This window comes from Pectobacterium carotovorum, from assembly GCF_033898505.1.
Taxonomy (GTDB): Bacteria; Pseudomonadota; Gammaproteobacteria; order Enterobacterales; family Enterobacteriaceae; genus Pectobacterium; species Pectobacterium carotovorum_J.
In genome coordinates this window covers 1,476,070-1,501,716 of record NZ_JAXAFK010000001.1, presented here as the reverse complement: position 1 = coordinate 1,501,716, position 25,647 = coordinate 1,476,070, and the positions used below count along the sequence as shown (strand labels likewise).

Sequence of the window (25,647 nt, the reverse complement as noted above, 5' to 3'; positions counted from 1 at the left end):
CATGCAAACTGGTTAAGAGGTCACTATGTTTTCTTTTCTCAAGCATTTTTTATCTTCCGGTTTCTCTGCCGATCGTCGTGGTAATGCGGATGACAATCTCGCCAGAGAAATGGAAAAGGAATTAGCAGAACTGGAGTCTTGTTTAATACAAGACCCAAGCCATAGTGAAACACAGAAAACATTAATGATTAAATACAACCAGGCCATTCAATTATTTTCTGGGCATCCTGATTATCGACATCGCGTTGATAATCTTTTTATCAAAATTGATGAACTCAGAAACACCATTCGTAAAAATATATGAGGCGTTATGAGCATAAAAAACTTCCTGTTACAACATAACTGTATTCAACTTGGCGTGGTATGTAAAACGTGGGAAGACGCGATCTATTGTGCCGCACAACCATTAATTGACGCAAAATTTATCACGGCGGAGTATCCCATTGCGGTGATAAAAAACACTAAGGAATATGGCCCTTATTATGTTTTTGATGAAGGCATCGCGATTCCACATGCTCGCCCTGAATGCGGGGTGCAGGAGAATTGTTTTAGTTTACTGACGTTACACACGCCCCTCTCTATTCAGGGAAGCGAACCGGTAGATATTTTAATTATGTTCGGTGGCATTAGTAGCGACGCGCATATTACGGAAGGTATTGCCTCCATCGTCAATTTACTGGAAAAAGACGACATGATCTCTCGTATTCGAACCGCCATCACATCCGATGACATTGCTGGAGCATTATGAAAAAACTTATTTTGATAAATGGTATACCGGCATCGGGGAAAAGTACGGTAGCTCGAATCATTGCGGATGAATTGCATCTCCCACGGTTAAGTCTCGATGAGATAAAAGAGCCTTTCATGGTGCAACTTTGCGACACCATTGATAGAACGTTAAACAGAAAGCTAGGGTACGCAGCTTATCAAGCCATGTTTAATATCGTTCGGCAGGCCCCAAAAGACAGCACGATGATTCTTGATGCGTGGTTTGGATTCCGAGAAAAATCACTATTGCAAGAATATATCACGGCGTGTGACATCCACCACACGCTTGAAATATGGAATGCTATTTCATCCGAACGAGTAGCAGAACGTTATCAAGCCAGAGTGCATAAAAGAATAAAAGGTCATCCCGGTGATGAGTACCTTCCGGAGTTAATGGCACTCGCACATCAGGCTCACCCGATGAATATTGGTAAGTGTTACACGGTTGATCAGGATAAGGACATTAATTATCAGGAACTCATTCAATGGATTAAAAGCCACCTGGATTAATCGATTATTAATATTAATTTTATGAGGATAATTATTATGAACACCATGACCACGGCTGAACACCGGGGATACCAATTAATTTGCGACGCAACGGGCTCAATGATGGTTATTGCCTGCGATCAACGTGGTGGGATGCGAACGTTATTAGCATCGACCCCGGAAGCGCAGGCCACCATTACCAATGAAACATTAGGAAAAACAAAATATGACATCACACGTTATCTGGCGGCAGAAGCGGGATGCGTGCTGGTTGATCCGATTTGCGCCATACCCGGTTTGATCGATGAAAATATCTTGCCTCGTGATACCGGTCTGCTCATTGGGCTTGATGCGTCAGGCTGGGAAACGACGCCAGAAGGCTATCGGATCTCCACGCTGGTTGAGGGTGTCACGGCGCGTAAAGTGCGTGAGTGGGGAGCGACAGGGGGGAAAATTATGATCTACCTGCGCCCTGATATACCGGATGCCAATACCCGTAACCTTGAAACCCTCCGTACCGTGATTCAGGACTTTGCGCAGGAAGATTTACTGCTCGTCGTCGAATTTCTGACCTATTCTCTGGAAAATGAATCTCGCGACGCCTACATTTGCCGCCTGCCCGAACTCATCCCAGCAGGCTGTCAGGCCTGTATCGAGGCAGGCGCAAAGGTTTTAAAAATTCCTTACCCCGGATCTGATGCAGCCTGCGCGCACGTTACCGCGCTCTGCGGTAACATCCCCTGGGCAGTCCTGTCTGCGGGTGTCGATCACGCAACGTTTCTCCCTCAGGTAGAAAGCGCGTTAAAAAATGGCGCATCTGGCGTCATTGCCGGACGTTCACTCTGGAAAGACTGTATTTCCCTCGAACGTGCAATTTCACAAGAGAAACTGTCTACCCTCGCGGTCTCGCGACTCAGAGATATTCAGGCACTCCTAAAACGCTATCAACGGCCCTAATCCGGCCTACATTTTTTGCGCTCTCGCAGGAGAGCGCACTTCCCTATCCTCCCGTACATACGCGTGCATTTTCTACCCTACCAACAACCTTTTACCATCAAACACGTTCGATTCCTCAATTGCCGCTCCTCCAAAGCTCAGCTATAACTAAATGAACAACGATGATTTTTTGGCTGGGCCAACCGGAAGGCAGTAAACGGAATCTCACGTACAGGTTTGCTATATTAGGGGGCGCGCTGATGGCTATATCCACGGATAATCAGGTAAAAAAAACACTTCGCCTGAGTGATGGACCGGACTGGACGTTTGAGTTGTTGCAGGTTTACCTTGATGAAATTGATCGGGTGGCCAAGCTGTATCGTCTGTCGACCTATCCTCATCAGATCGAAGTCATCACCTCAGAACAAATGATGGATGCCTATTCCAGTATAGGAATGCCGATCAACTATGCTCACTGGTCGTTCGGGAAGAAATTTATCGAGACCGAACAGCGCTACAAACACGGGCAGCAAGGGCTGGCGTACGAAATCGTCATTAACTCCGATCCCTGTATCGCGTATTTGATGGAGGAGAACACGCTGCCGATGCAGGCGCTGGTCATGGCGCATGCCTGCTACGGACACAACTCGTTCTTCAAAGGTAATTACCTGTTCCGCAGTTGGACCGACGCCAGCTCCATCGTCGATTACCTGCTGTTCGCCCGGCAGTATATCGCGCAATGCGAAGAGCGTTATGGCGTGGACGAAGTGGAGCGGCTGCTAGATTCCTGCCATGCGCTGATGAATTACGGCGTTGATCGCTACAAGCGTCCGCAAAAAATTTCGCTTGAAGAGGAAAAATCCCGCCAGAAAAGCCGCGAGGCCTACCTGCAAAGTCAGGTTAACGATCTCTGGAAAACGTTACCACGGCGTGAACAAGGGGCTGCACCGGAGCAAGCGAGACGTTTTCCACAAGAACCGCAGGAAAACCTGCTCTATTTTATGGAAAAAAACGCACCGCTGCTGGAGCCCTGGCAGCGTGAGATTCTGCGCATCGTGCGGAAAGTCAGCCAGTATTTCTATCCGCAGAAGCAGACTCAGGTGATGAATGAAGGCTGGGCGACGTTCTGGCACTACACCATTCTGAACCACCTCTATGATGAAGGCCGGGTCACTGAGCGCTTCATGATGGAATTCCTGCACAGCCATACCAACGTGATCTATCAGCCGCCGTACAATAGCCCGTACTACAACGGGATAAACCCTTATGCGCTGGGCTTTGCGATGTTTCAGGACATCAAACGCATTTGCCAGTCGCCGACGGAGGAAGACCGCTACTGGTTCCCCGATATCGCGGGTAAAGACTGGCTCGATACGCTGCATTTCGCGATGCAGAACTTCAAGGACGAAAGCTTCATCAGCCAGTTCCTGTCGCCTAAGTTGATGCGTGATTTCCGGCTATTTACCGTGCTGGATGACGATCGAAACAACTATCTGGAAATTGCCGCGATTCACGACGAAGAAGGTTATCGCCTGATCCGGCAGGAACTCTCCGCGCAGTACAACCTGAGCCATCTGGAGCCGAATATTCAGGTCTGGAATGTGGATCTACGCGGTAATCGAGCGCTGACGCTGCGCTACGTTCCGCATAATCGCGCCCCGCTGGATAAAAGCAGTCAGGAAGTATTGAAGCACGTCCATCGCCTGTGGGGGTTCGACGTCTATCTGGAACAGGCTAACGCAGATGGCAGCATTGAGCTGCTTGAACGCTGCCCGCCGCGTAACGGAACGGCATCCGCGTAGCGAAAGGTGACACAGCCAAAGACAAAGGGGATTCAGGTTGTTGCCTGAATCCCCTTTTCACCTATTCACCTATTCACCATCCAGCAAAGCGGTATGAGCCTTAGCGGCGTACTTCTGCGATATCCCGTGGGATAGCGCTCTGCATACTGTGCCAGATCGCTCCGCTTTCTTTACCGTAATGTCTGACGACATCCATAACCTGATCGTACAGCTCTTCGCTGCGCAACGTTTCCAACCGACCGTAAAAATTCACCGCCAGCTTGCGGGCTTCCGGATTGGAAAAATAGTAGCGCCCTACGCGAATATATAACCCTTTGAGACCGTTCAGAATCAGGCCATAAATCGGATTGCCGGAGGCAAAAGCCAAACCACGGAACACGTTGTAGTCAAGTTGTGCAAAGGCTTCTGCGCTATCGTCTACGGCGTTTGCCTGAGTCAACACATCACGCACCTTTTCCGGGTTATGCCGTAACGCCGTCCGAATAAAGATGGCGGCGATATTGGTTCGCACGGCCAGCAGGTTGTCGATCAATTGCGGCACGCTATCGTGATCGAGCCGCGCCAACGTTTCCAGAATATTGAGCCCGGAAGTTTCCCAAAAATTGTTAATCTTTGTTGGTTTCCCGTGCTGTATCGTCAGCCAACCATCGCGAGCCAAGCGCTGAAGTACTTCGCGCAGGGTAGTACGGGTCACGCCGATCAGTTCGGAAAGTTCTCTTTCCGCGGGCAAAATAGAGCCAGGAGGAAAGCGGTTATTCCATATACTTTCGATAATGTATTCTTCCGCGAATCCAGCCGGACTTTGCGCCTTTATAACCATGTGTTTGATAATCCGTAGCGGTGATTGCCGAAAAAAGCCGAATCATAATACCAGACGAAAGAATCATGATATAGCGCCGCACTCAGGCACCGAACCATTTCAATGAAAAATTGTGACTGCAAACCGCCCTCTCGCCGCGTAGAACGGTAGACTTCTGACCATTTGTAAAGTTTTTACGATATGATGAAAACCATCAAACTATTCTAACGAGTAAGGATTCTTCTCCCATCATGATCGGCATGCCCCTCCACCGCGCGCTGTTAAAAAATTTCCTGGGATACGCGCCAGACTGGTACAAACTGACTATTTTTTGCTTCTTGTTGGTTAATCCGCTGCTGTTCTATTTTGTCAGCCCGTTTTGGGCCGGTTGGTTATTGGTCGTGGAGTTTATTTTTACGCTAGGCATGGCGCTGAAATGTTATCCGCTACAGCCCGGCGGCCTGCTGGCGCTACAGGCTATCCTCATCGGGATGACCAGCCCGCAACAGGTGTGGCATGAGGTCACGGGGAATATTGAAGTCCTCATGCTGCTGGTGTTTATGGTGGCAGGCATCTATTTCATGAAGCAACTGCTGCTCTTTGTCTTTACCAAACTGCTGCTGCGTATTCATTCCAAAACGCTGTTGTCACTCGCTTTCTGCGGTGCCGCCGCCTTCCTTTCCGCCTTCCTTGATGCGCTGACCGTGATTGCCGTCGTTATCAGCGTTGCTATCGGGTTTTATGGTATTTACCACCGTTTCGCTTCCCAACAGAGTGAAGACAAAGCCGATATCAGCGACGACAGCGCATTAAGCAGCGAGGAACATCATCGTACACTGGAACAGTTTCGGGCGTTCCTGCGCAGCTTGCTCATGCACGCTGGCGTCGGCACGGCACTGGGCGGGGTGATGACGATGGTTGGCGAACCTCAGAACCTGATTATCGCGAAAAGCGCAGGCTGGGATTTCGTCAGTTTCTTCCTGCATATGTCACCCGTGACCGTCCCCGTGTTTATTTGCGGTATCCTGACCTGCGTGCTGGTTGAGCGTTTTAAACTCTTCGGCTACGGCGTAAGCCTGCCGGACAACGTGCGTCGTGTGCTTGAAGATTACGATCGGGACATGACAGAAAAGCGCACGCCGCAGGATAAGGCACGTTTACTCGTACAAGCGGTGATTGGCGTTTGGCTCATTGTCGCGCTGGCGTTTCATCTGGCGGAGGTCGGGCTGATTGGCCTTTCCGTAATTATTATGGCTACGACGTTCTGCGGAGTGACCGAAGAACATGCCATCGGTAAAGCGTTTCAGGATGCCATGCCGTTTACCGCGCTGCTGACAGTTTTCTTTGCCATCGTCGCCGTCATTATCGATCAGCAGCTGTTTTCACCGATTATCCATTACGTCCTGCAATCGTCTGAAAGTGCGCAATTGACGCAGTTCTATCTGTTCAACGGCCTGCTTTCGTCGATATCAGATAACGTCTTCGTTGGTTCAGTTTACATTAACGAAGCACGCAACGCCTTTGAGAACGGCCACATCTCGCTCCCTCAGTTCGAGCTGCTCGCCGTGGCGATCAATACCGGCACCAACCTGCCTTCTGTCGCCACCCCAAATGGGCAAGCGGCGTTTCTGTTTCTGCTGACCTCTTCGCTGGCTCCGCTTATCCGCCTGTCTTACGGACGTATGGTGATCATGGCGCTGCCTTACACGATTGTGATGACGCTGGTCGGGTTGCTTGGCGTTGAGTTTACGCTAGTGCCGTTTACTGACTTTTTGATGAATAATCACTGGATTTCTTTGCCAAATTTGACCCTATCGGGCAGTCACTCATAATCACGATCGTGTATAGTAATCACGGCAGCGACCATTTCCGCCTTGATGATGTTATCAATACGATGTTCGCCGCCGTAAAATGACAGAAAAAGCATCAAATAAACATATCGTTACGTTTTGCACAGTGAAATGATGGCAGTGAAGCCAGAACGGTTTACACTGCTGCTTTAATCATGTTTAGCATGGAATATTTTTATGTTGCGATTTCTTAATCGTTGCTCACGCGGGCGTGGTGCGTGGCTGCTGCTGGCGTTTACTGCTTTAGCGTTGGAATTGACCGCGCTCTATTTTCAGCACGTTATGCTATTAAAACCGTGCGTGCTGTGTATCTATCAGCGCTGTGCGCTATGGGGCGTATTCGCCGCGGGTATTGTTGGTGCCATCGCGCCATCAACAGCGTTGCGTTATCCGGCCATCGCACTCTGGATATACAGTTCCTACGAAGGAGTTCGCCTGGCATGGAAACACACGGATATCTTGTTAAATCCGTCGCCGTTTACCACCTGTGATTTCTTTGTTAGCTTCCCGTCATGGTTGCCTTTAGACAAATGGCTTCCGGCCATTTTCAATGCGACAGGGGATTGCTCAGTGCGTCAGTGGGAATTCCTCTCTCTGGAAATGCCGCAGTGGCTGCTTGGTATCTTTGTCGCTTATCTGGTGATTGCCGTGCTGGTGTTGATCGCTCAACCTTTCCGTCCTAAGCGCCGCGACCTCTTCAGCCGTTAATCCATAAGCGGATGAATACAGAAGGCGCTTCACATATAAACCGAAAAGCCCGACACTGTTGTCGGGCTTCTGGTAACCGTTTCTACGCCTCACAGGCTTGCTCCGACGCTCACTGCTGTGGTCTGTAGATATCGCGATAATGGCCTAATCGCTCGTTGAAGAAAGGCCTTTTTTCCTGCGGGATTCTTCGTGATATTTCATCTGCGTCGATCTTTTTTTCCTGACTTTCCATGAAAGCAATCGTGGAGGCAGCAAAGTCGGTGTACTGCTCGCTGTACTCAAGAATGATTTTCTCAAAGTTAATCACATGCTCTCCCCCTCTGCTGGTTATGCTGCTCTAAAATTATACAACACGCCACGATTTATGCCGGAGGTGACAGCATGATTAGCACAAGGAAAAAGAAAAATGTGAAGTGGCAGGCAAAACGCAGATGAGCATTCCAGTTCCGGCAGTGAAGTACGGTGTTTCACCTCAACGAGATGTAAACCACCAGCCCCTTTCTGAGCGTTTTTTCTTCATTAACATGCGCCCTAAGCCTATAGTACCTATCGCAGGTCAACGATGACTTTCCACCCTATGAGGTATTTCTATCGCAATTGATTTATTCAGGAGAAACAATCATGTTAGGTAATATCAATCTCTTCATCGCCGTATTGGGCGGCATTCTTTTTCTCAGCTTCCTGGCGGCGTACCTAAGCCCCAAATGGGATGACTAATGAACACTGACGCTCCCCCCGATAAAAAGCCCCTCTTCTGAGTGATTCAGACTGAGGGGCTTCTTGTTTTAGCCAGTAAACAGTTTTAACCAGCAAACAGCTTAATCAGAAAACCGCGTCAACCAGGCAACCGCCTACACCGAGCAGAAACTATCGCGCCCATTCGGGTTTGTTTAAAATGTGCAGTAGTTAACAGATGAAATAATGTGAACTAGGACTGTATCACGGTTTTTGCAGAGCATTACCGCAAGCCGAGCCACTACGCAATCTGTAGTTGCATCGTTTTGCGGTAATTTTTTGCCCCATATATGCCCCAAGGTATTTGCCGTTACCGACCTCCCAGCACCCTGACGATGAAAGAAGCAGGGTCGTATGGATTGAACGCCAAATCGATTCCTGATCCCGCCGCTTGCATAAATGCAATAGAGAAGCCGCTTCCAGATTTATTGTATGTCCTGATGGTATTCGCATTAAAATCCGGTGTTACGTCGATTTCTACTCTGTAGCCCTCTGGGACAAGAGTTGCCGTTGTTACGCTAAAGACGCCGAGCGAGTTTCGCGTTATTGATAGCACCTTGCCAGAAACTTCAGTCGCTGAAGATGTCCACTTCCCCCTCCCTGACACCCCTCCTTGAACATCATTGTTTTTCACATTCGACCAACTATCGCAAACCAATCCCTCAACAGCAGCAACGCCTGCGTTCTGCCCTACAGCGAACGTGATCATATGCCAGCCGCGTGTAGTGACGTGCATATAGCATGCAGTGTTTATCTGCGAGTAATCCTCTGTCGTTCGGTTTTTTTTCGCTGACCCACTGATGGATCGACCTGACAAAATATATTGACGGTCACGCAACACTGGGATTATCTCTACATCAGACGGATAATCTGGCTGTTTGGCTCCGTTATCCAGTATCAGGTTAAAAGAATATGGTGTGCCGTTAGAATTGATTGACGGGTAAATGACGGCGCTATCCGAATTCAGGAAAAACGCCATCGTCACGTTTCCACCTGTTGCGTCATTCGGCAGTAATACACCAATAGCCTCTGGATTATCGGTTCCACCACCGAGCGGAGGGGATGAGCCGTCAGTAAATTCACTGCGAGTTAAGGTTCTGCTAGATGAAACTGGCTGAAAGAAGAACGCTGGAAGCATTACGTCACCGGTTGCCAGCACGCAGGGGTTTTTGTAATCCTGTTGCATGAAGAACGCGGCGAATCTCTTGCCAATTATGGGAAGGAAATCTTCTCTCAGGTGCAGGCCGTCATGACAAGATTCACTAATGCCAAATTGCTGGATGATGTCACGTTTTGTATCAACGAAAGCGCAGCCGAATTCTTCTGCCATTTCTTTCGCCGCAGCATCATATGAACGGGACAAGTAACACTCAGTTAAATTACCCATCGGAGATGCGTTTGCAGCACTCACCCATTGCGTAGTGCCAAAAACAGTAACGCACCGGCCGCGAAGAATTTCACGAGCGATAAATTTACGCATCAAAAAAGAGTAATTTTTAACGCCGTATAGCGCATCACCCTCTGCATTTTCTGGGTTGCTGCCGTTATTCGTCACAACTTTTATGTCATTGACGCCGAGCATTATCGTAGAAATCACCCCTATCGTACCGTCTTGCATGGTGCGACGGTAATTCACCATTGCGGTGTCTCCAGGTGATGCCATGTTTTGGCTTGACCATGCTGATTGGGTCAGGGATGTCATTGTTTGCGCGATCTGCGCTGGATAGTTAAGTGGGTATTGCCCAAAGTCAGGTCGTTGTCCCCATGTAATGGAGTCACCGTAGTTAACCATCGCTACGGCCTTATTTGTCCGCATTAGCGCCTGATACTCAGCATAATTTCGAGACTCTGCGTTGCGGAGTTTTTCATAATCATCAAACTCCAGCATGCCGCCAGATGTGACTAATTTATGCAATTCATCATCAACTGTGATGGCTGAAACTGGCTGGCCGGGAACGAGATTGCGCTCTGGATTGAATTTAAACAGGTATCCGATATCTGTGATGAAAACGCTCTGGCCATTCTCATATTGAGAGTATGCTTTTGCGTCTGATAGAGACATGCGAATTAATTGCCTAGAGCCGATTAGCTCCTCTATTCTGTCTGCGAACTGGTCAGGATCGTATTTCAGTACGTTAGAGAAATAGAATTGCTGCACATTCATGGAGTCATAAATAGCCATAGAATGACCCTGAACGGTAACAAATTTAGCAATCTGACCGTTGTGAACGGGATAACCACCAGCGTTTATTAAAATTGGCTGAGCAACAGGAACGTGGCTGCCGTCCTCGTTTTCGAGGTAGACCTGAATCTGATTGCTGGGGATTGTAGGGTCTGTATCAATCAGACCGATATAGATTTTACCATTGGCGTTGGCCTTGAATGACCGCGCCAGTGTGAAGAGTTGGGCGGGCATTGATACGATAACATTAGGCGTAATATCTGCCATTGTTTTCTCCAGACGTGTTTGTGCTACGCAGAGAACCTGCGTTATGAAGTTTTTAAGTAATTACGTGATTAATACGGCGTGCTATGCTGAATAAAAAAAAGGAGGTTGGGATGAGTAACAAAAAAGAAAAATTCATGTCCGATACCATGGTAGAACTTATTGTTGGTTTCACTGCCTTCGTTGGACTTTATATATGGATGTATAAATCTCTGTCTCCCGGCTGGCGATTTCTTGGCATGGTTTTGATATCGCTTATTGTCGGCGTTGCTGTGCAGTTATCCATGATGGCTGTCAGTAGGTGGCGAACGAATAGATTAGAAAAGAAACGATCATCAGATATGTGCCGCACCATTGGTGTTCAAGAAGATTCGACAAAGACAGAGGATGTCGCAAAATGTTGGCGGTACTTGATTGCAAGATATTCGCCAGATTTGCTAGCTAACAGGTTATCAGACGCCATAGGGGTGCTTGTAACCACCATAAGTACAATCATTAGCGTTGGGATTACCGCATGGTATTTTGGCATGATAGCCTACTTTGCTTGGCATGGTGATTATGGCGAGCCGATCCTCTTATGGCTTCCGCTGTTTTTCCATGTGGCCCTATCGTTATGCGTTTCAATAATATGCGCCACTTGTGGGCTTATCTTTAATAGATACCCAGGAGAGGCTCGAGGGTTTAACAAAAGGTATGATGAAGCAAGAAAAACAGATGCCTTTTTATCGAGTAAAGAATTCCGAGACTCTATACATGGATAAGCCATCCGTGGCTTGCCATTATTGCTCACGACCGCCTTGCAATGCCGCCGACACCGCCCGATTAACAGCTTCAAGATTCCTCTCGAAAGCCATGCTGTTTTTGGGTGTGTTGGCCAGCCTTAGCATAGAGTTACGCACAACTTTACTTTCATACGCGCGTGCCATTGCACCATAGCTTAACCCAGCACCAAGCGCAGGCAGTCCACCAACGAACAATCCGGTTGGTACTGATATTTGCATCAGTTCCTGCCCGGTGGGCGTTACTGCCCCGGCTCTTGCTGCCCTTCTCGTTTGATCCAGATAGGTATTCAATCCATTGAGATATTGGCGGTCAGCTCCTTTAAAGAGGATTCCCGTCTGATTTGACAGGCGGTTTATCTCATTAAGGAACTTGTCAGGGCTGCCACCGGATTTCTCGTAAGCCTTACCGATGACAGACGCGCGGGCTGCGATTCTGCCTCGGTTATCGAGAGACCGGTAAAGTTGCTGAATCTCGCTTTTCTTGTTGCTGAATAGCAGGTTATTAGCAACTTCTGGCGTTAACTCGCCACGCTGCAAGACGGTTTTTAACCGGGTATTGTTGACTAACTGCGCTTCGTTAGCATAAACAGCATTCGCCTGTTTATACCTATTTGCCGCCTGAGCTCCGAGATTGTCGGTAACGGCCTGATTAACATCATTAGTCATCGCTGCGTACACGCGATTAACCGCTGCCTGTGACTGATTAGGCCACGCGACACGATCGCCCTTCACATCCTGCCTGAACTGCGTGCGCAGGTCTCTCAGTAGACTAAAGTCAGTGCCATTCGCTAGCTCGTCACGGTACGTCTGCAACTTACTAACAGTCTGCGAATCTGCTGCGCCGCCAAGGCGTGACAGGCGGTTGATCTCGTTATCGATAGCGGTAATGGCCTGAGTTGGCTGTATTGTGCCAACACCACGCATAGCATCATCAACCTGGCTCAATCGCTGGCCCGCAGCCTGCTTAATCTTGCTCGTTTGACGCTGTAAGCTTTGCACTATTTCTTCCGGTGCGGCAGCGTTGAATTTCTCCGCGTACCGCTGCACAAGCTGATTACGTGATTCCTGCTGAGCACGGCGCACGGATCCAGTTCCCGTAACAGGTATTTTCTCACCCAGTGCTCTGGCAGAATTACCCGCAAACGTCCCCGGTGTGATTATGTCACTTGTCAGCAATGGGGCATTGTTTTGTTCAGCAAAGCGAATCGCCTGTTGCGCTTCCGGCTCGATAACTCCTCGGGCCGCGCGATACCCTGCACCGACAGCATTACCAACACCGCGAACCAAGCCGCCTATGCCAGCATTAATCCCTAAATCCTGTAACGTTCCGGTGGCTGCCTGCTCAATGTTTTGATTTCCGCTGTTCTGTGCTGCAGAGCCGACTAAGCTTTCAGCACCAAGACGAGCCGCGAGATTAGCCCCGCGATCGGCCAGCCCAACCCCGGCGGGAACAGCTTTAGCCGCCGGGTTAATAAGGAATGGCAACACATCTGCGGCAATCTGTCCGGCTTGCGTCTGCGGGCCAACTCCTTCGGGAAGTGACAGGCGCGGCGCAGGTTTATATGTACCATCACTCAGGCCAAATTTCCCAGCAGCCCACGCAGCAGCACTGCTGAACGCATCAGCAACCATCGGTGCTATATTCGCGGTATCAACAGCGGCCTGTGCGATAGCACCGCCAGCTTCTGACACGCCAAGTAGCGCATTTTGTGCCAAACTCCTTCCTTGCGGTTGATTCGGCATGGCTTGCGTCTGCTGTTCAGGATTGTCGAACTGGTCAAAAAAGTTTGATAACTGCTGCTGAGATTGTGGTAAGTATTCTACCGCCTGCTGGTCATGCAGTGATTCAGCATAAGCGGTTGCAGCCTCTGGCGTGCTGAACATCCCCAAATGCCGTCCGGTACGCAGATAATTATCAATAGCCTCATCATCTGACATCACCCTACCGTCATCAGTAACGGTAGGGATAAGAACCTCTCTCCCGTCGAAATTCGCTGACATGCTGCGAACAGTGCTGATGCTACCATCTGAATTTCTGACAATTGGCCTATTATGAAGATCAATATTACCTGGCTGCATCATTCCCGGCGTAAGTTGTTGCTCATCAAACTGATCGAAAAAATTAGCCATCACTCCGCCTTATGGTAGGTATCCATATTTCGCCTGAAACTGTTGAGCTAATGCTGGGTTATTTTGCAGAGCCTGAATTGCTGCTGCTGGAGCCTGCCTTGGTTGAGCCTGTGGCTGCTGTGCCATTTGCTGAGGCTGCCGCTGCTGAGCTTGTTGTTGCGCTGCGTCCTGTGCATCATATGCTTTCGATGACACCTTCATTGCTTCATATGACAATCCAGATTCACCACGGAAGGTTTTAAATCGATTTTCCAGTTTCCTGTTCTTCACCTTCAACGCGGCATCACTTTCACCTGGCTGAGGTAGATACAGGTTTGCATATTCTTTTGTTTCTGCCTCGGTTATGGCTGCGCCAGTATCCTTGCGCAAAATGGCATTCACAGTATCCCTGGCGTTGAGCAAATAAGATTGCTCAGCCGGGGATAATGCATTATTTGCGATCATGCCATCTCCAAGCCTAGCGGCAATAAATGCCGCCCTCTGAGGGCTTACTTGCCCAGAATCTACAAGCTGACGCATCCCAGATAGCCCATCTTCAACACGCATGGCGAACCCAGCGGCTTGTTTTGAGCCTTCTGATGCTTTACTGAGTATTCCGTCAGCTTCCCTTACAGTTAATGGCTTGCGCATATTTGGATCAGTTATTGGATCGGTAATCTTTCCCCTTTCTTCCGTGCCATCGGCATAGTATTTCATCACCGAACCATCAGGCATCGTTTCAACTTTAAACAATTTATTCTGCTCAGGCTTTATTCCTGCCGCCTGTGCAAACGCTTTGGCCCCCCCGGGATCTGTTTTAAGCATTTGCGCATACTGCGTGTAGTTCTGCATGGCAGATGTTGGAGCGTATGCGGCAGTGAGAGCATTGGCACGACTTATATCCTGCCCTCTCCGAGCAGTTTCTGCCGTCAAATCCTGACCGCGTATTGTTACTTGCTGCTGAGAATGCTCAAGCGCACGCCCTTCGCGCTTATCCAGCACATCCAGATACTCTTTTGGCCCCAGCGAGAACATAGCCAGATTGCCGAATAAGTCAGATGCACCTTGCGGGTTTTGCTGGTAGGTCTGCCCGACATCAGCCGGATTTACGCCGACGCGGTTCAGTTCGGTAGCATTGCTTTTCAGGAAGCTGCCGAATGCTTCCGGCCCCTGTCCCGCGGCCAACTGCGCATTCATCGCAAGATTACCCATCGTTGTGCGGTGGTCATCATCAATGAAGCCCATACCTTTCTGTACGTTCTCAAACTGGTCAGGGTATTTAGCTGCTAAATCACGCATGGCGCTACGGTCGCCAGATTTAAAAGCGTTGCCGTACTCCTGCTGGAATGCCTTCTGACGCTCAGCTTGCTGGTTTTGCTTGTATGCTTGAGCAACTCCTGTTAGTCCCTGTAAGGCTTGCAGCCCAAGGTTATTTGCTCCAGACCTTTGTATCTCATTACTTCTTTCAATGAGCGCAAGCGTCGTATTAATATCATTCGCTTGCGGGGCATTTGGATTATTATTACCAATCCCTGCCAGTAAGGCCCCTCCAGACGTCCACGGTTGGGTAGTAGCCATTATTCACCTCAAAAAAGACCGCCAAGCAACCCAAGACCGCCGCCAATGGCGGCTCCAATTCCAGTGCCTAGACCAGGTATGACGCTACCAAGTGCGGCCCCTGAAGCAGCCCCGCCAAAAGCGCCACCAATACCAGAACGAAGAGCAGATGGGCTATTTGCATTAGCCGCCGCCAGTGCAGCCTGTTGCTGATATAGGGACGAAACATTGTTTGCATAGTTTTGCCCCGCGTTAGCCTGACCCTGCAATGCTCCAAGGCCAATATTTGCAAGATTTTGTGCGTTATTCATCTGCCCTGATAGCCAACTTTGCCCAAGAGATGGAGCAATTGCTGACAATTGATTGCTGGTGGCAGTTGAGCCAAGGCCACCAGTGGCCTCTGCCGCATTGAGGTTTTGATACCTGGCTTGATTCGCCATTTGGTTGTATTGATCTGAATTGTAATAACTATTAAGGGCGCTATTTTGCCCATCTAGTGTTGATAGGTTTTGTAGTTGTGATACATATTGCTGAGCCAGTGGAGTGAAAGGGGCAAGGTTATTCATCACCGTCTGCCATTGCTCCCGCTGTAAGGCAGTTGAATTGTTTAGCGCTTGAGCTTGTGCATCACCTCCTCCACCGCCCCCCTTCCCGCCTTTTTCAAAACAAAATGGTTCTTCGCCGCGCAGTTTTCTGCCCAGCGTAAATGCGTATAGCATGGTTATCTCCCGTGATTGAGGAAGTCGGTTAGTTCTTCGCGAGTGGCTGAATAGAAGGTGACGTCATCAACGCCTTTGAAGTATTTCTTGATGGTTCCGATGCGCTTTAATCCGATCATGGCGCAGTAGATTTGCCCGTGACGGAACTTGCGAGCAGCAAATGAAGTGACACATTGAACATTGGTTTCCGACAGAATGAAGCGCCAGAATGACAGCCCGATATCTTTGCTAAACCCTCTAGCATCAGGCAGATACATTGCGTGGCAATCGAAAGCTAGCGGCTGAATCTCGTGGTAGTAGACGATGCCGCCGAACTGGCCGTGCGCATTGACCTCGAAATATCTGCATTCCGGCCTGTAATCGTATCCGTCGCCGTTATTGCTCCCCGCGATGATGTCAGGGTGATTACCCACCGCTTCAATCAAGTCGATGTTACGCGTTGGCTTAAATGAAATCATGAAGCGCCTCACTGAGTGGCGATGATCTTTATCTGTGTGGCTGTGAACGTGCTTCCGTTGGCCTTGATCATCATCGTGATGCCGGGTGACACGATGTCGTCACCCTCATCGACAGCGAAAAAGGTGTTTATGAACACGTCATCAATGGTCGTAGCAGAGTCACGGCTAACAACAATCGTGTCAGGTACGGTTGTGCCAAAGGTTATCTGCATCGAGCGGTTGCCGGATGAAGATGTGTAAGTGCCGCGCAGGTTGATCTTGAAGCTCAGGTTTTTGAACTTGTTCAGCGCTTTCATACGCCCGGCAGCCACGTCAAAGAACGGCAATAGCGTGCCGCTTGTCGGGGTCAGGGTTCCGAGCAAGGTCAGCAAGTTTGTTGATGTGGTTGGGATGACAAGCGAGACGCCAGAGTAAACCACCTCAGATTTTTGCCGGTTCATGTACGCCTGATATGCTGCAAAATTCGTCTCAAGCGTGGTGATTCTGGTTTCGTGATTGGCTATCTGCGCGGTGTTTGCTGCAATCTGCGTTGTGTGAAGCGCGATTGTTGCCTCCGCCGAGGTAATTCTCGCCTCATGATCAACAAGCGTTGCTTCTGCTGCAGTAATTCTTGTTTCGTGATCGGCTAACTTTTCCTCGGCAGCGTCAAGCCTAACTTCATGATCAGCCAGAATGATGTCCTGCTCGTCATTCTTAACTTGCGCCTCATACGCTCCTGCTCCGGCCTGATTGGCCTTGCCCGCCACATTACTGGCGTCCGTAGCCTGCTGGATGACATAGAGCATGTAAGGCTGGGAAAATATTGGCGGTAGTAAAGTTGAGTTGATGCTCTGCGCCCGTACCGATACGGGTACATTTAGTGATGGATCTGCCATTTATTCCACCCTGATTTGACATCCTGATAGGGTTACAGGGGCTTTTGTTATGACTCGCACCTTGAAGCCAATGTTTTTGCGGATGCGGCCGACACGACGCCATAGAATACGCTTGTCGTATACGAATGGCGCGTTCTGCTCAATCATCTGCTCGCGGCCGTAGTTGATTCCGTCCGTTGTTGCAGACAGAAACAGGCGGTCAGCGATTTGAGCAACACCGGTACTGCATTCCAGTTCGAAATCAAACACCCTGGCGTTATCTGTCTTGAACAGCGGAGTGAACAACAGGTGCTCTTGCTGCTTTTCATACTGAGCAGATGACGCAAAATTAAACTGACCGGTCACCGCTTCCAGCTTATCGCCGCAAGTGATCGTGTTATCTTCGAACATGAAGTCAATGCCACGGTACACGTCATCAAGCAGGCCAGTTTTCAGGATGGCCCACTGTGGCCCGTTCTGGCTGGCTGCCGAGTCGAACACGAGCACATGGCGTGGAAGATGGATAATCAGCAGTTCGTGAGCGTCGAAGCGTATCGACTCCATCACGCCGGTAGCTAACTCCGCCGCCGCGTATCCCCGCAGAACCTTCTCCACTGATGCGGTAGCAATTACTGACGCCTGCCCTGACGCAATGACATACACAGACGGCGCACCAGTAGATTGATGGCTGATGAATGCGAAAGAGTCACCGAAAGGCGTTTTGCAGTATGTCCCAGCAATACCCTTCTGAACCATCAGCGATGGCTGAGCCACATACAACGCAGCGCCAGCAGTGGTAGCGCCAGTCAGGGAGAAATACTCAATCGTTGACGTGCCGAACGTGACGATGAAATCATGCCACGTACCCATACCAACAATCCCGTCAGGCTGGGATTCTGCCCGGTACTCTGCGCTGTTGCGGTCAGGATGCGACTCATCTTCAAGGTCGGAGATAAACCATGAATCCGTACCATCTTTCGACCATGCATAACGACCACGCAGCCGGGTAACGTCGCGCACAGAGCCAAGGTCATATTGCGTATAGGTGCTCGATACGGGCCAGTTAGCCATCGTCTTGACGGTCCCATCGTAGCGATACAGCACCAACTGACCGCCAACGCCGACCGCCTGAGACGTGCGACTTGCCGCCATGCTAACCCTGCCCGAGCCAGACACCGAACCTACCACCGACGCGCCGCGATACAGACTACCGCCGCAAACGCGATATACGGCATTCTGAGCGGTGTTAAACATTGCCCCACGCGATACTCCTGCAACATCAGAACGCTTGTCTATGCCGGGGAATGAGCGCAAATATCCGCTACTGTTGAGCACCTGCTTGGGTGTAGCAAGCATATTGACCGGTAGCAGATCAACATAGTCAGAATCGCGGAAGTTTTTGCCAACACCCTTAATCAGGGGGAGTTGTTGTATCGGCATCGGGCTTCTCTCCGGGGAAGTAATGCCAGCCGTTCAGCGTGGCAAGACTGTTGCCGCTGCCAATCGGCATACGACTTGGGTAAGGTGCGCGTTTTGAGCGCTCAATCGCGGTCTGCTTATAGAGCAATTCCTTGCCGTATTTAGCAATGGCGATGATTTTTGCGGTGGCTTCGAGTGAGTAATCAGGAGCGATTCGGCAAGCCAGGTTATGATAAACGGCGCTCACGGCGCTTGAGCGTAAACCGTGGTCATCGCCTTCTGCTGGCAGATTATCCATGTCGGCGAACTCATAGCCGGTGATTATGCCTTTACCATCCTGATACCATTCCGCCATCATTGTTTCGAGGTCGTCTACCGCATCTTGCATTGACTGCGGCTCAACATCGGTCAGGGTGGCATTGGAGGCGATCGCCAACTTACGCAATGCAGCCCTGACCAGATCACCTTTAGTTGCTATCAGCATCACTCACCGCCTTAGGCTTTGGCCCCGGCTTCTTGCGTTGAGCAGGCTCAGGCTCAGGCTCAGGCTCAGGCTCAGGCTCAGGCTCAGGCTCAGGCTCAGGCTCAGCAGGAGCATTCAACAACTCATCGGGATGCGCAAACCATCCAGCATCGATAAACTCTTGCAACTCATCGTCGCTGACAATTTCCCAGTCGTAACCAACCCCCTTCCACTTCTTGCTCTCGCCGTGGCGAAATACCATGTTTGACATGTGATTCTCCGAAAAAAAGGGGCCGAAGCCCCATAGAGTGAGGGTGATTACGCTTGGCTTGCCAAGCCAACACCAATCGCTTCCGGACGAACTGCGGTAGGCGCATACCACAGCGCGATGCGGCATTTCCCCGCAAAGGTGTTGATATCACCCTGATAGGCGACAACACCATTCAGCCCAACGCTATCAATGCTGAAACTTTGGGTTTTCATGCCAGAAAACAGCTCATGGTTGATTGGGATCGGCTGTGATACCAAGCGAATGGAATCATCAGCCCAGAAAACGTTCGTTTCTGCCGTAGTGGTGTTCAGGATATTCACCGTCATCGTATTGGCTAACGATGTGTTGACGTTGGCGTAAGCCAATTGCTCTTTCGTCAGTGCGGTATCATCCAGGGCGATTGGTTTCGGCGTAATTTCAACATGAGTGGCGTCGATTACGCGGGTGATCGAGAAGGTGGCATCATGCGTCAGCACGTTTTTAGCCATCTGCGAAAGAAACTTAACGCCGGTAAAGCTGATTTTGTCTCCGCGCTTGAAGCCGGTTGTTGAGGACAACACAACAGTAGCGACGCGGTTATCAACGTTTTCGCGGTTGCCGTCAGTGTCAGCAACCCATGCCTGTGGCTGGAATTTCTGTGCGCCGCTAACGGTAATCCCTGTTGCAGTTGATGCTGTCAACCGTGGCATTTTCGGAGAGCGGAGAACATCATTGAAACCAGCAACCTGCTTCTGAATGGTGCCAGTTTTATATGCATCCTCAGGAATGCGCCCGAAAAAGTCCTTGCCCGTCAAATCCTGACCAGCGCCACGATAATCCTTACCGTTAAAGAAGAAAGACAGTCCAGAACTGCGGTTCAATTCACGAGAGAAGATCAACTCTTCTGCCTCTGAGATGAAGTCCCACCCGGTAGTGGATGAACCGATAGGGCTTGCGCTAGTAACAACGAGGGAGCCCATCTCTGCCGCCTGTTTAGCAACGGCTGTTTCAACGTTGTTAGCGAGTTTTTGACCAGATGCCTTAATGCGGCGGCGCAGCGAACGCTCGTCACGAACATCATCGGCACGGAGGGTGAAGAAGTCATTATCAGGAACTCCCATGTTACATTTAACGGAAAGCTCCAGAATGCCAGTAGCCTGACCGGTCAGATCCCAGCCCTGCATGGTTGGCGCTTCTTGCTCCAGAGGCATCCATACGGTGTTCTGGGAGCGCTGCATATCGCCAGCCGGCGGTGAATATTTACCGACACGCTGCGCCATCGGGGTGAGATTTTCCACGGTCTCAATGATTTCATCGACCATGTACGTGATTACTTGACCTTCATTCAAAGCCATTATCGTGATCCTTTATTAAGTTTTGCCTTGAGTGCGCGATAGGCTGCCGTGTCGCCTTTGCTTGCCGCCGCTTCCATTTGCCGACGAATTGCATCGGTGTTAGCCGACGCCACATCACCTGCAATGGATTGGTCAGCCGGAGGCGCGGAGGAAACCTGAGTCCCGCGAGGCTTGAGAGTTAAACGGTCTGATAGTCGGGCCAATTCAATCAGTGCAAGCTGTCCGTCCATCGCCAAAAGTTGGCGGGTTTTCTCTGGGTTGGCTCCCAGGTGATACATGAGCGCGGCGGATTTCTCGGGGAAGAGGCGCATGATGTCCGCACCGACCTGCGGCGGGACAATTTGCATGAATGCGTCTTCTTTCTCCTGATAGTCAGGGATGTTGAGTTTTTCCGCTGCGTCATAATGTTTACGGGCCGCTTCGACGTAATGCGCTGACTGCTGGGTGTACTCCTGAACTTTCTTGCCCTGTTCTGCTACCGCATTGCTGCGTGCATCCATGGCCTTAATCTGCCACTCGGAGTTAGCCTGTTGAAAGGCTGCGAGCGCCTGATTCTGGTCAAAGTTGTACTTAGCTAGCGCTTCGTCAGAGAAGAAGTCGTTTGCGCTGGGCTGGGCTGGTAATTCAGGAGTTACCCGTAAGTTCTCCGGCAATTCACCGCGCTTTACTGCCTCCGCCTGTTGCTCAAGCTCTCGCTGGCGCTTGCGTTCAAGGCGGCGCTGCGCGAATTGCGCATTGGTTGCCGGGTCTTGTTTAGGCTTGCTCTCATCGTCTTTCAGGACAATCTCAAAGCCTGCATCCTGCGACTGTGCGTCGTTGGCATTTGACGCTGTATCGACTGCGGTTTCCGCCGCGTTATCGACAGGCAGGGGTTGGCCTTCAGTTTCCTGAATTTCGGTGGTGTCGGACATGATTAACTCTCTCTTATTGAGGTGACTCGGCTACGCTGCCGGAAGGTGAATTTTGTCTCTGCGATTGCAGGATGTTGGCAATATCCATACGCTGCTTATGCGTCTGGTCATCACCCTTGAGAAGTAACTCAGCATTTGCGCGAGCATCTTCGCTGCGGCCTTGCTGGAATGAAGCAACTGTTTTGAGGAACTCTCTAAACTCAGCTTGTTTATCGAGATCCATGTTGTTGAAGATTTCTGCGATTTTCGCAGCGTTAAGCTGATTCTGCGCCTCGACCTTAGCGGCATCGATTTGCAGTGAAAGCGTTTGGTTGTTGGCCTTAGCCAACTCAGCCTGACCTTGCAGCAATACACCTTGAGCCTGAACCATTGCTGGGTCTTGCTGCCCTTGTTTCGCCTGTTGCGCCTCAATAAACCATTGCTGTTCTTCTGGCGTCTCTGGTCGTTTGGCTCCCATCTGGATTAGTTGCTTGTTGGCATAGTCGCGCATCAATTCAACACCCTTGCCATCCAATAACGTGAAGTATTGGAGCAGCAGCAACTGATATTCAGGCGTTCCCTGTGGCGTCTTGCCGAGCAATTCCAAAATCTCAGCGCGGTTCTGTTGTTTCATTGACTGGAATGACGGCCCAACATCGGTGTAACACTCATAGCGGCCACGAATGTCATTCATCACCACATGCTGTCCGGTGCTCAGGTCAACCATTTCAGCCAGCAACTGAACATCTTTCTCGCTGCCATCCTCCAGTGTGATGGTCACGTTGCGGGGGACGTCATAGATATCGTTGACGATGGATTGATAAATCTCCCCATCACGACGCATGGCTGTAGCCAGGTTGTCCTGAAACACATACGTTTCCATGTCGGAACGCATGTTCAACTGGTTAACAGTATCGAATGCAACCTGACCACTGTTAACCGCCTCCGCATCCACGCCGAGAGTGGCAACCTCTTTCACTGCATTGGTTGCCGCTTCCAGCATGTAGGCATTAGCCTGTGGAACCTCTGGATTCTCCATGTATGCGATGGGCTGAGTTGGCAAGTCACCGTTGTTTTCATCCGTGCGATTCAGCAGGTAATACGGGTAATCGTCGTTACCGTCATACATGTGCTCGTAGCCGAGGATTTGCTCAGGCCAGAAGATAGGCTTCTTCTTCGGCGTGCGAGCAACAATATCGGCATTGAAAGACATGATCATGTTGCGCAGGCGCTGCCCGTCTTTTGTCAGGCGAACGACGCCCTCATACACTTCCTTGCTCTCAACGAATCCCCACTCGCCATAGCACGGTACGATGGGGATGTGCTCACCGGCGATCAGTTGCTTATCTTTGTAGATGTCAGTGCATGAGAGCAGTGTTTTATACACACGCTTGCGCTTAATCTTGCGCTCTGCAATCTTCACCATGCCGCGTTCAGCAAGTTCGTCGATAACATCCTTGATATCTTGCTTGAAGTAGCTTACGGGCTCGCCTGTTAGCGGATCCTGATAGATAAACGCAGTCTCTTTCTTCTCCACCACTTCATAGAATTCAGCGATGTGAATCGTGTCTTGCGTCAGCCAAGGGAATACCCAATCGTTTGGGCTCTGGAAGCTCGGTTGATTGCTTGCGTCGAGGTCATGATCTTCTGCGAAATCTTCCCACCCGTTACGGCTCATCGAGTGGATGACCGTGCAGTGACGAGCATCGCTCTTGTCCATCTGCTTGCTGTTACTGTCCCAGATGACACATGAACAGGCTGAGTGAATGGGCTCGCGGCGGATAATCTGGTTGTTACTGGTCGGGTCTTGGTCTTCGTACTCCGTGACGATGCGCCATGCGCCAACACCGGCTTCGACTTGCTCACGCACAGCAACGTTAACGGCTATCTTTGCTGAGTTATGCCGCATGTCGGTGCGGTACATCCCCATGAGTGTGTCCGCTGCGTCTGGCTTAGCGCCGTCCTTCGGTCGGTACAGAACATCGATAGGATTCTGGCGCATCTCTGCAACCAGCTTACGAACCACCGGGCGAACCACGTCGAACTGTCCGCGATACTGCAAGGTTGTGTACTGCGTTAGCCAGTCGTCCCATTGGCTCACCCGACTGAAAAATAAGTCGTTCTTTGCCTCGGTTCTGGCTTCATCTCCGGCTGTCCAGTCTGCGTCAAAGCGACACAGAATGCTCTCCAGCCTGCTTTCGTTATCAGCCATTATCTTCCTCGGGAAACTGGTTTAATCGGTGCGGGAATTTTCTTTTCTTTCGGCTTCTTGATGTCACGCATCAGCTTGGCAAAACGACGCATCATGTAGCCGTAGCGAACGGCGTCTAACACGTCATCATTGGTTTTTACTATCTTCCCGTTCTCATCGCGGTGATAGAGACGGAACTCTTCAAAGAACGGTGCGCAGGTGTTGAATACCCTGAACCGGCTATCAAGCATCAGGTCGCGAAGCTCTATCAGCCCTGACTCGACAGAGTTTCCGCCATCAGGGAATGTTGCGTGATCTGGAAGCATGGCGAATCCAGCATCAGCGTATTGCTTTTTGAGTTGCTCACCGCCGCCCTTCTCATGCTGATGTCCGTCATGGGGCCATGCGACAGGTATCTTATTCGCCCATGCTTTGACAGCTCCCCATGCTTGAACTGCCGTGTTTTCTGATTTCTTCCATACTCTAGCGAGGTAGAAAACATCCTCGTCTTTATCCCACCATAACTGGATGTGAGCCTGCGGGTGATCCCATCCGAAATCCTGAGCGTCGATAACGTAGAAGTGATCAGGGCATTCGAACGGCTGACACTTGATGGTTTCTTCCGGTATCTGGAAGATTCGCCCGCTGCCCATTGTCGGGATGCCACGCGCACGGGCTTCTCTCTCATGTTCTGGGTAAGAGGCGACAATCTGCTCTTTCTGCTCGTCGCTGTAGTGGTCGGCATCATAGATAGTCATGTTGACCATCTTCTGAGCCTTGCTGGGGTTTTTGATGAATTTCTCTACAACCTGAGACATACCCATGAGCGGCGTAAACGTCAGGATAGAGAACTGGCCATATTTATTTGTACGCGTCAGGCCTTCGCTATAGATGGGATACGGCGGCTCTTCGTCAAACCATACGCCGTGTATCGTGTCACCCTGCCACCTGGCGCGACCTTGTGAGTACGGCTTGAAGTAGCAGATAGACATGCCATCTTCAACACCATCGGCGGCGTGGTGTCTAACGAGCAGGTGATCGACAAGGTTGGGGAAGAATGGCGACTTCTTCCAGCTAATGATGTCCTCTTTCGGGATTGATCCGTAGCCGGGCTCATCGTTCTCTTCGATACGACCACACAGAATGCGCTGCGTCGTCTTCGTTACTGTCTCGTTAGTCTCGCCACCTACCCAGAATACAACCGGTTCATAGAAGCGCTTACCCTTCCATTCTTCTCCATACAGTCCATCATCTGGATAACCTTTCGTGCCGGGATAGCGCCCGGTGAGATGAAAGGCCACCTCTGCGCCACCGGTATAGGATTTCCCCAACTGGTTGCCAGCCATAAAGCATCTTTCAGGGTAATCATGCCCAGAGTCGATAAACTCTCGTTGCTTGCTGTATGGAGTGAATTCGTAAAGCAGATGGGTTTTGCGGTAGTTCTCTTCCTCTTCCAGTAATTCGAGCAATTCTATCTGCTCGTCTTCTGTTAGCTCATCGATATCAATCGTCGCTGCGTTTGCCACGTAGAAGCTCCTGAATTCGAGAAAGCCGCTTGCCGCGATCTCCCTTATCAGGTGTCACGTCTTCAACCTGCGACTGTTCTTTGAGGCCCAGGTCACGGGCAATGATGTTGGCGTTGAGTAGGTCAGCAGCAGCGCCGGAGAATTTCTGGTCGTAGATGATCTCTTCTGCTCGTGTGGTGACGTCAGAAAAGCCTTCCATTACGCGGAAGGTTCCCCATGTTTGCCGAGTGATATCGAGAAAAATGCATAGCCCGGTTAGCGTCATAGCTCGCATCTTTGCGATAGGCTCTTGAGTTACTACACCCTGATATGCGAACGCTTTCATTTCCCACAATGGGTTGGCTTCAACCCATTCGAAATACTCACAGCAGGCTGACCATAGCGCCTCGGGCGATTCAAATTTGGGATTACGCCCATGACTGCTACGGGCCTCCCAGAATCGATTGCCCTTCGGTGCTGCCATAATTTTCACTTCCCTTTCGGTTTCGGTTTTTTCTTTACGCCGCGAATTCCATCAGGTTTTGTTGGGTCGTTTTTCGGA

The 25,647-nt window shown here is 50.3% G+C and carries 25 protein-coding genes; 9 read left to right on the top strand and 16 right to left on the bottom strand.

Translation table 11 applies throughout. The annotated features are described in order from the left end of the window. Positions 1-25 precede the first annotated feature (25 nt). The 5 genes from R9X49_RS06710 to R9X49_RS06690 all read left to right on the top strand — a co-directional run bounded on the left by R9X49_RS06710 (position 26) and on the right by R9X49_RS06690 (position 3,995). Positions 26-304: a hypothetical protein gene (locus R9X49_RS06710; RefSeq protein ID WP_319847676.1), complete on the top strand. Its 279-nt coding sequence runs from the start codon at positions 26-28 to the stop codon at positions 302-304. 6 nt (positions 305-310) lie between these two features. Continuing rightward, entirely contained in the window at positions 311-748 is a 438-nt protein-coding gene (locus tag R9X49_RS06705; protein WP_319847675.1) for a PTS sugar transporter subunit IIA, read from the top strand. Beyond that, positions 745-1,278 carry an AAA family ATPase gene (locus R9X49_RS06700; RefSeq protein ID WP_319847674.1) on the top strand — a complete coding sequence of 178 codons (534 nt, stop codon included), beginning with the start codon at positions 745-747 and terminating at the stop codon, positions 1,276-1,278. The genes R9X49_RS06705 and R9X49_RS06700 overlap by 4 nt, the downstream gene beginning before the upstream one ends. A gap of 36 nt (positions 1,279-1,314) precedes the next feature. Next, positions 1,315-2,214 (top strand): tagatose-bisphosphate aldolase, encoded by a 900-nt coding sequence (locus R9X49_RS06695; RefSeq protein ID WP_319847673.1) that lies wholly within the window; start codon positions 1,315-1,317, stop codon positions 2,212-2,214. 239 nt (positions 2,215-2,453) lie between these two features. Then, positions 2,454-3,995: a SpoVR family protein gene (locus R9X49_RS06690; RefSeq protein ID WP_319847672.1), complete on the top strand. Its 1,542-nt coding sequence runs from the start codon at positions 2,454-2,456 to the stop codon at positions 3,993-3,995. Positions 3,996-4,095: 100 nt separating this feature from the next. Here R9X49_RS06690 and fadR read toward each other — a convergent pair whose 3' ends face one another. Further along, positions 4,096-4,815 (bottom strand): fatty acid metabolism transcriptional regulator FadR, encoded by a 720-nt coding sequence (gene fadR / locus R9X49_RS06685; protein WP_256541893.1) that lies wholly within the window; start codon positions 4,813-4,815, stop codon positions 4,096-4,098. Between the two features lie 230 nt (positions 4,816-5,045). On the opposite strand from fadR, the gene nhaB reads away from it, so the two are divergent. Both nhaB and dsbB read left to right on the top strand, forming a co-directional pair. After that, positions 5,046-6,626 carry a sodium/proton antiporter NhaB gene (gene nhaB / locus R9X49_RS06680; protein ID WP_319847671.1) on the top strand — a complete coding sequence of 527 codons (1,581 nt, stop codon included), beginning with the start codon at positions 5,046-5,048 and terminating at the stop codon, positions 6,624-6,626. Between the two features lie 195 nt (positions 6,627-6,821). After that, the gene (dsbB, locus tag R9X49_RS06675; protein WP_205558096.1) at positions 6,822-7,352 is read left to right on the top strand and encodes a disulfide bond formation protein DsbB; all 531 of its coding nucleotides are present in this window, start codon (positions 6,822-6,824) and stop codon (positions 7,350-7,352) included. A 109-nt stretch (positions 7,353-7,461) separates the two neighbouring features. Here the strand turns inward: dsbB and R9X49_RS06670 are convergent, their stop codons facing one another. Further along, the gene (locus tag R9X49_RS06670; protein WP_010275471.1) at positions 7,462-7,659 is read right to left on the bottom strand and encodes a DNA polymerase III subunit theta; all 198 of its coding nucleotides are present in this window, start codon (positions 7,657-7,659) and stop codon (positions 7,462-7,464) included. Between the two features lie 314 nt (positions 7,660-7,973). On the opposite strand from R9X49_RS06670, the gene mgtS reads away from it, so the two are divergent. Further along, positions 7,974-8,069 (top strand): protein MgtS, encoded by a 96-nt coding sequence (gene mgtS / locus R9X49_RS06665; protein WP_039300147.1) that lies wholly within the window; start codon positions 7,974-7,976, stop codon positions 8,067-8,069. A 328-nt stretch (positions 8,070-8,397) separates the two neighbouring features. Here the strand turns inward: mgtS and R9X49_RS06660 are convergent, their stop codons facing one another. Beyond that, positions 8,398-10,536 (bottom strand): phage tailspike protein, encoded by a 2,139-nt coding sequence (locus tag R9X49_RS06660; protein WP_319847670.1) that lies wholly within the window; start codon positions 10,534-10,536, stop codon positions 8,398-8,400. A gap of 110 nt (positions 10,537-10,646) precedes the next feature. Between R9X49_RS06660 and R9X49_RS06655 the strand changes: the two genes are divergently transcribed. Continuing rightward, a complete protein-coding gene (locus tag R9X49_RS06655; RefSeq protein ID WP_261877948.1) occupies positions 10,647-11,294 on the top strand; it encodes a hypothetical protein in 648 nt (215 codons plus the stop codon). An 18-nt stretch (positions 11,295-11,312) separates the two neighbouring features. On the opposite strand, the gene R9X49_RS06650 is transcribed toward R9X49_RS06655, so the two are convergent. From R9X49_RS06650 to R9X49_RS06590, 13 genes are all read right to left on the bottom strand, one after another. Continuing rightward, complete coding sequence (locus tag R9X49_RS06650) at positions 11,313-13,253, bottom strand: lytic transglycosylase domain-containing protein (RefSeq protein WP_319847669.1); 1,941 nt, start codon at positions 13,251-13,253, stop codon at positions 11,313-11,315. A gap of 201 nt (positions 13,254-13,454) precedes the next feature. Continuing rightward, a complete protein-coding gene (locus tag R9X49_RS06645; RefSeq protein ID WP_261877950.1) occupies positions 13,455-15,002 on the bottom strand; it encodes a DNA transfer protein in 1,548 nt (515 codons plus the stop codon). Between the two features lie 8 nt (positions 15,003-15,010). After that, complete coding sequence (locus tag R9X49_RS06640) at positions 15,011-15,700, bottom strand: hypothetical protein (protein WP_039553884.1); 690 nt, start codon at positions 15,698-15,700, stop codon at positions 15,011-15,013. A 2-nt stretch (positions 15,701-15,702) separates the two neighbouring features. Further along, complete coding sequence (locus tag R9X49_RS06635; RefSeq protein WP_261877951.1) at positions 15,703-16,158, bottom strand: DUF2824 family protein; 456 nt, start codon at positions 16,156-16,158, stop codon at positions 15,703-15,705. An 8-nt stretch (positions 16,159-16,166) separates the two neighbouring features. Next, complete coding sequence (locus R9X49_RS06630; protein WP_261877952.1) at positions 16,167-17,033, bottom strand: tail needle knob protein; 867 nt, start codon at positions 17,031-17,033, stop codon at positions 16,167-16,169. Further along, the gene (locus tag R9X49_RS06625) at positions 17,034-18,452 is read right to left on the bottom strand and encodes a packaged DNA stabilization protein (protein WP_319847668.1); all 1,419 of its coding nucleotides are present in this window, start codon (positions 18,450-18,452) and stop codon (positions 17,034-17,036) included. It abuts the gene before it with no gap. Beyond that, a complete protein-coding gene (locus R9X49_RS06620) occupies positions 18,424-18,915 on the bottom strand; it encodes a packaged DNA stabilization gp4 family protein (protein ID WP_039553892.1) in 492 nt (163 codons plus the stop codon). Before R9X49_RS06620 ends, R9X49_RS06625 begins: the two co-directional genes overlap by 29 nt. After that, positions 18,899-19,165, bottom strand: a complete 267-nt coding sequence (locus tag R9X49_RS06615; protein ID WP_319847667.1) for a hypothetical protein — start codon at positions 19,163-19,165, stop codon at positions 18,899-18,901. The genes R9X49_RS06620 and R9X49_RS06615 overlap by 17 nt, the downstream gene beginning before the upstream one ends. Positions 19,166-19,212: 47 nt before the next feature. Next, a complete protein-coding gene (locus tag R9X49_RS06610) occupies positions 19,213-20,499 on the bottom strand; it encodes a P22 phage major capsid protein family protein (protein ID WP_319847666.1) in 1,287 nt (428 codons plus the stop codon). Beyond that, on the bottom strand, positions 20,499-21,410 hold the full coding sequence (locus tag R9X49_RS06605) for a scaffolding protein (protein WP_319847665.1): 912 nt from the start codon (positions 21,408-21,410) through the stop codon (positions 20,499-20,501). The genes R9X49_RS06610 and R9X49_RS06605 overlap by 1 nt, the downstream gene beginning before the upstream one ends. Positions 21,411-21,423: 13 nt before the next feature. Further along, on the bottom strand, positions 21,424-23,601 hold the full coding sequence (locus R9X49_RS06600; RefSeq protein WP_319847664.1) for a portal protein: 2,178 nt from the start codon (positions 23,599-23,601) through the stop codon (positions 21,424-21,426). Then, a complete protein-coding gene (locus R9X49_RS06595; protein ID WP_319847663.1) occupies positions 23,601-25,106 on the bottom strand; it encodes a terminase large subunit in 1,506 nt (501 codons plus the stop codon). Before R9X49_RS06595 ends, R9X49_RS06600 begins: the two co-directional genes overlap by 1 nt. Then, complete coding sequence (locus R9X49_RS06590; protein ID WP_319847662.1) at positions 25,084-25,569, bottom strand: DNA-packaging protein; 486 nt, start codon at positions 25,567-25,569, stop codon at positions 25,084-25,086. Before R9X49_RS06590 ends, R9X49_RS06595 begins: the two co-directional genes overlap by 23 nt. Positions 25,570-25,647 lie beyond the last annotated feature (78 nt).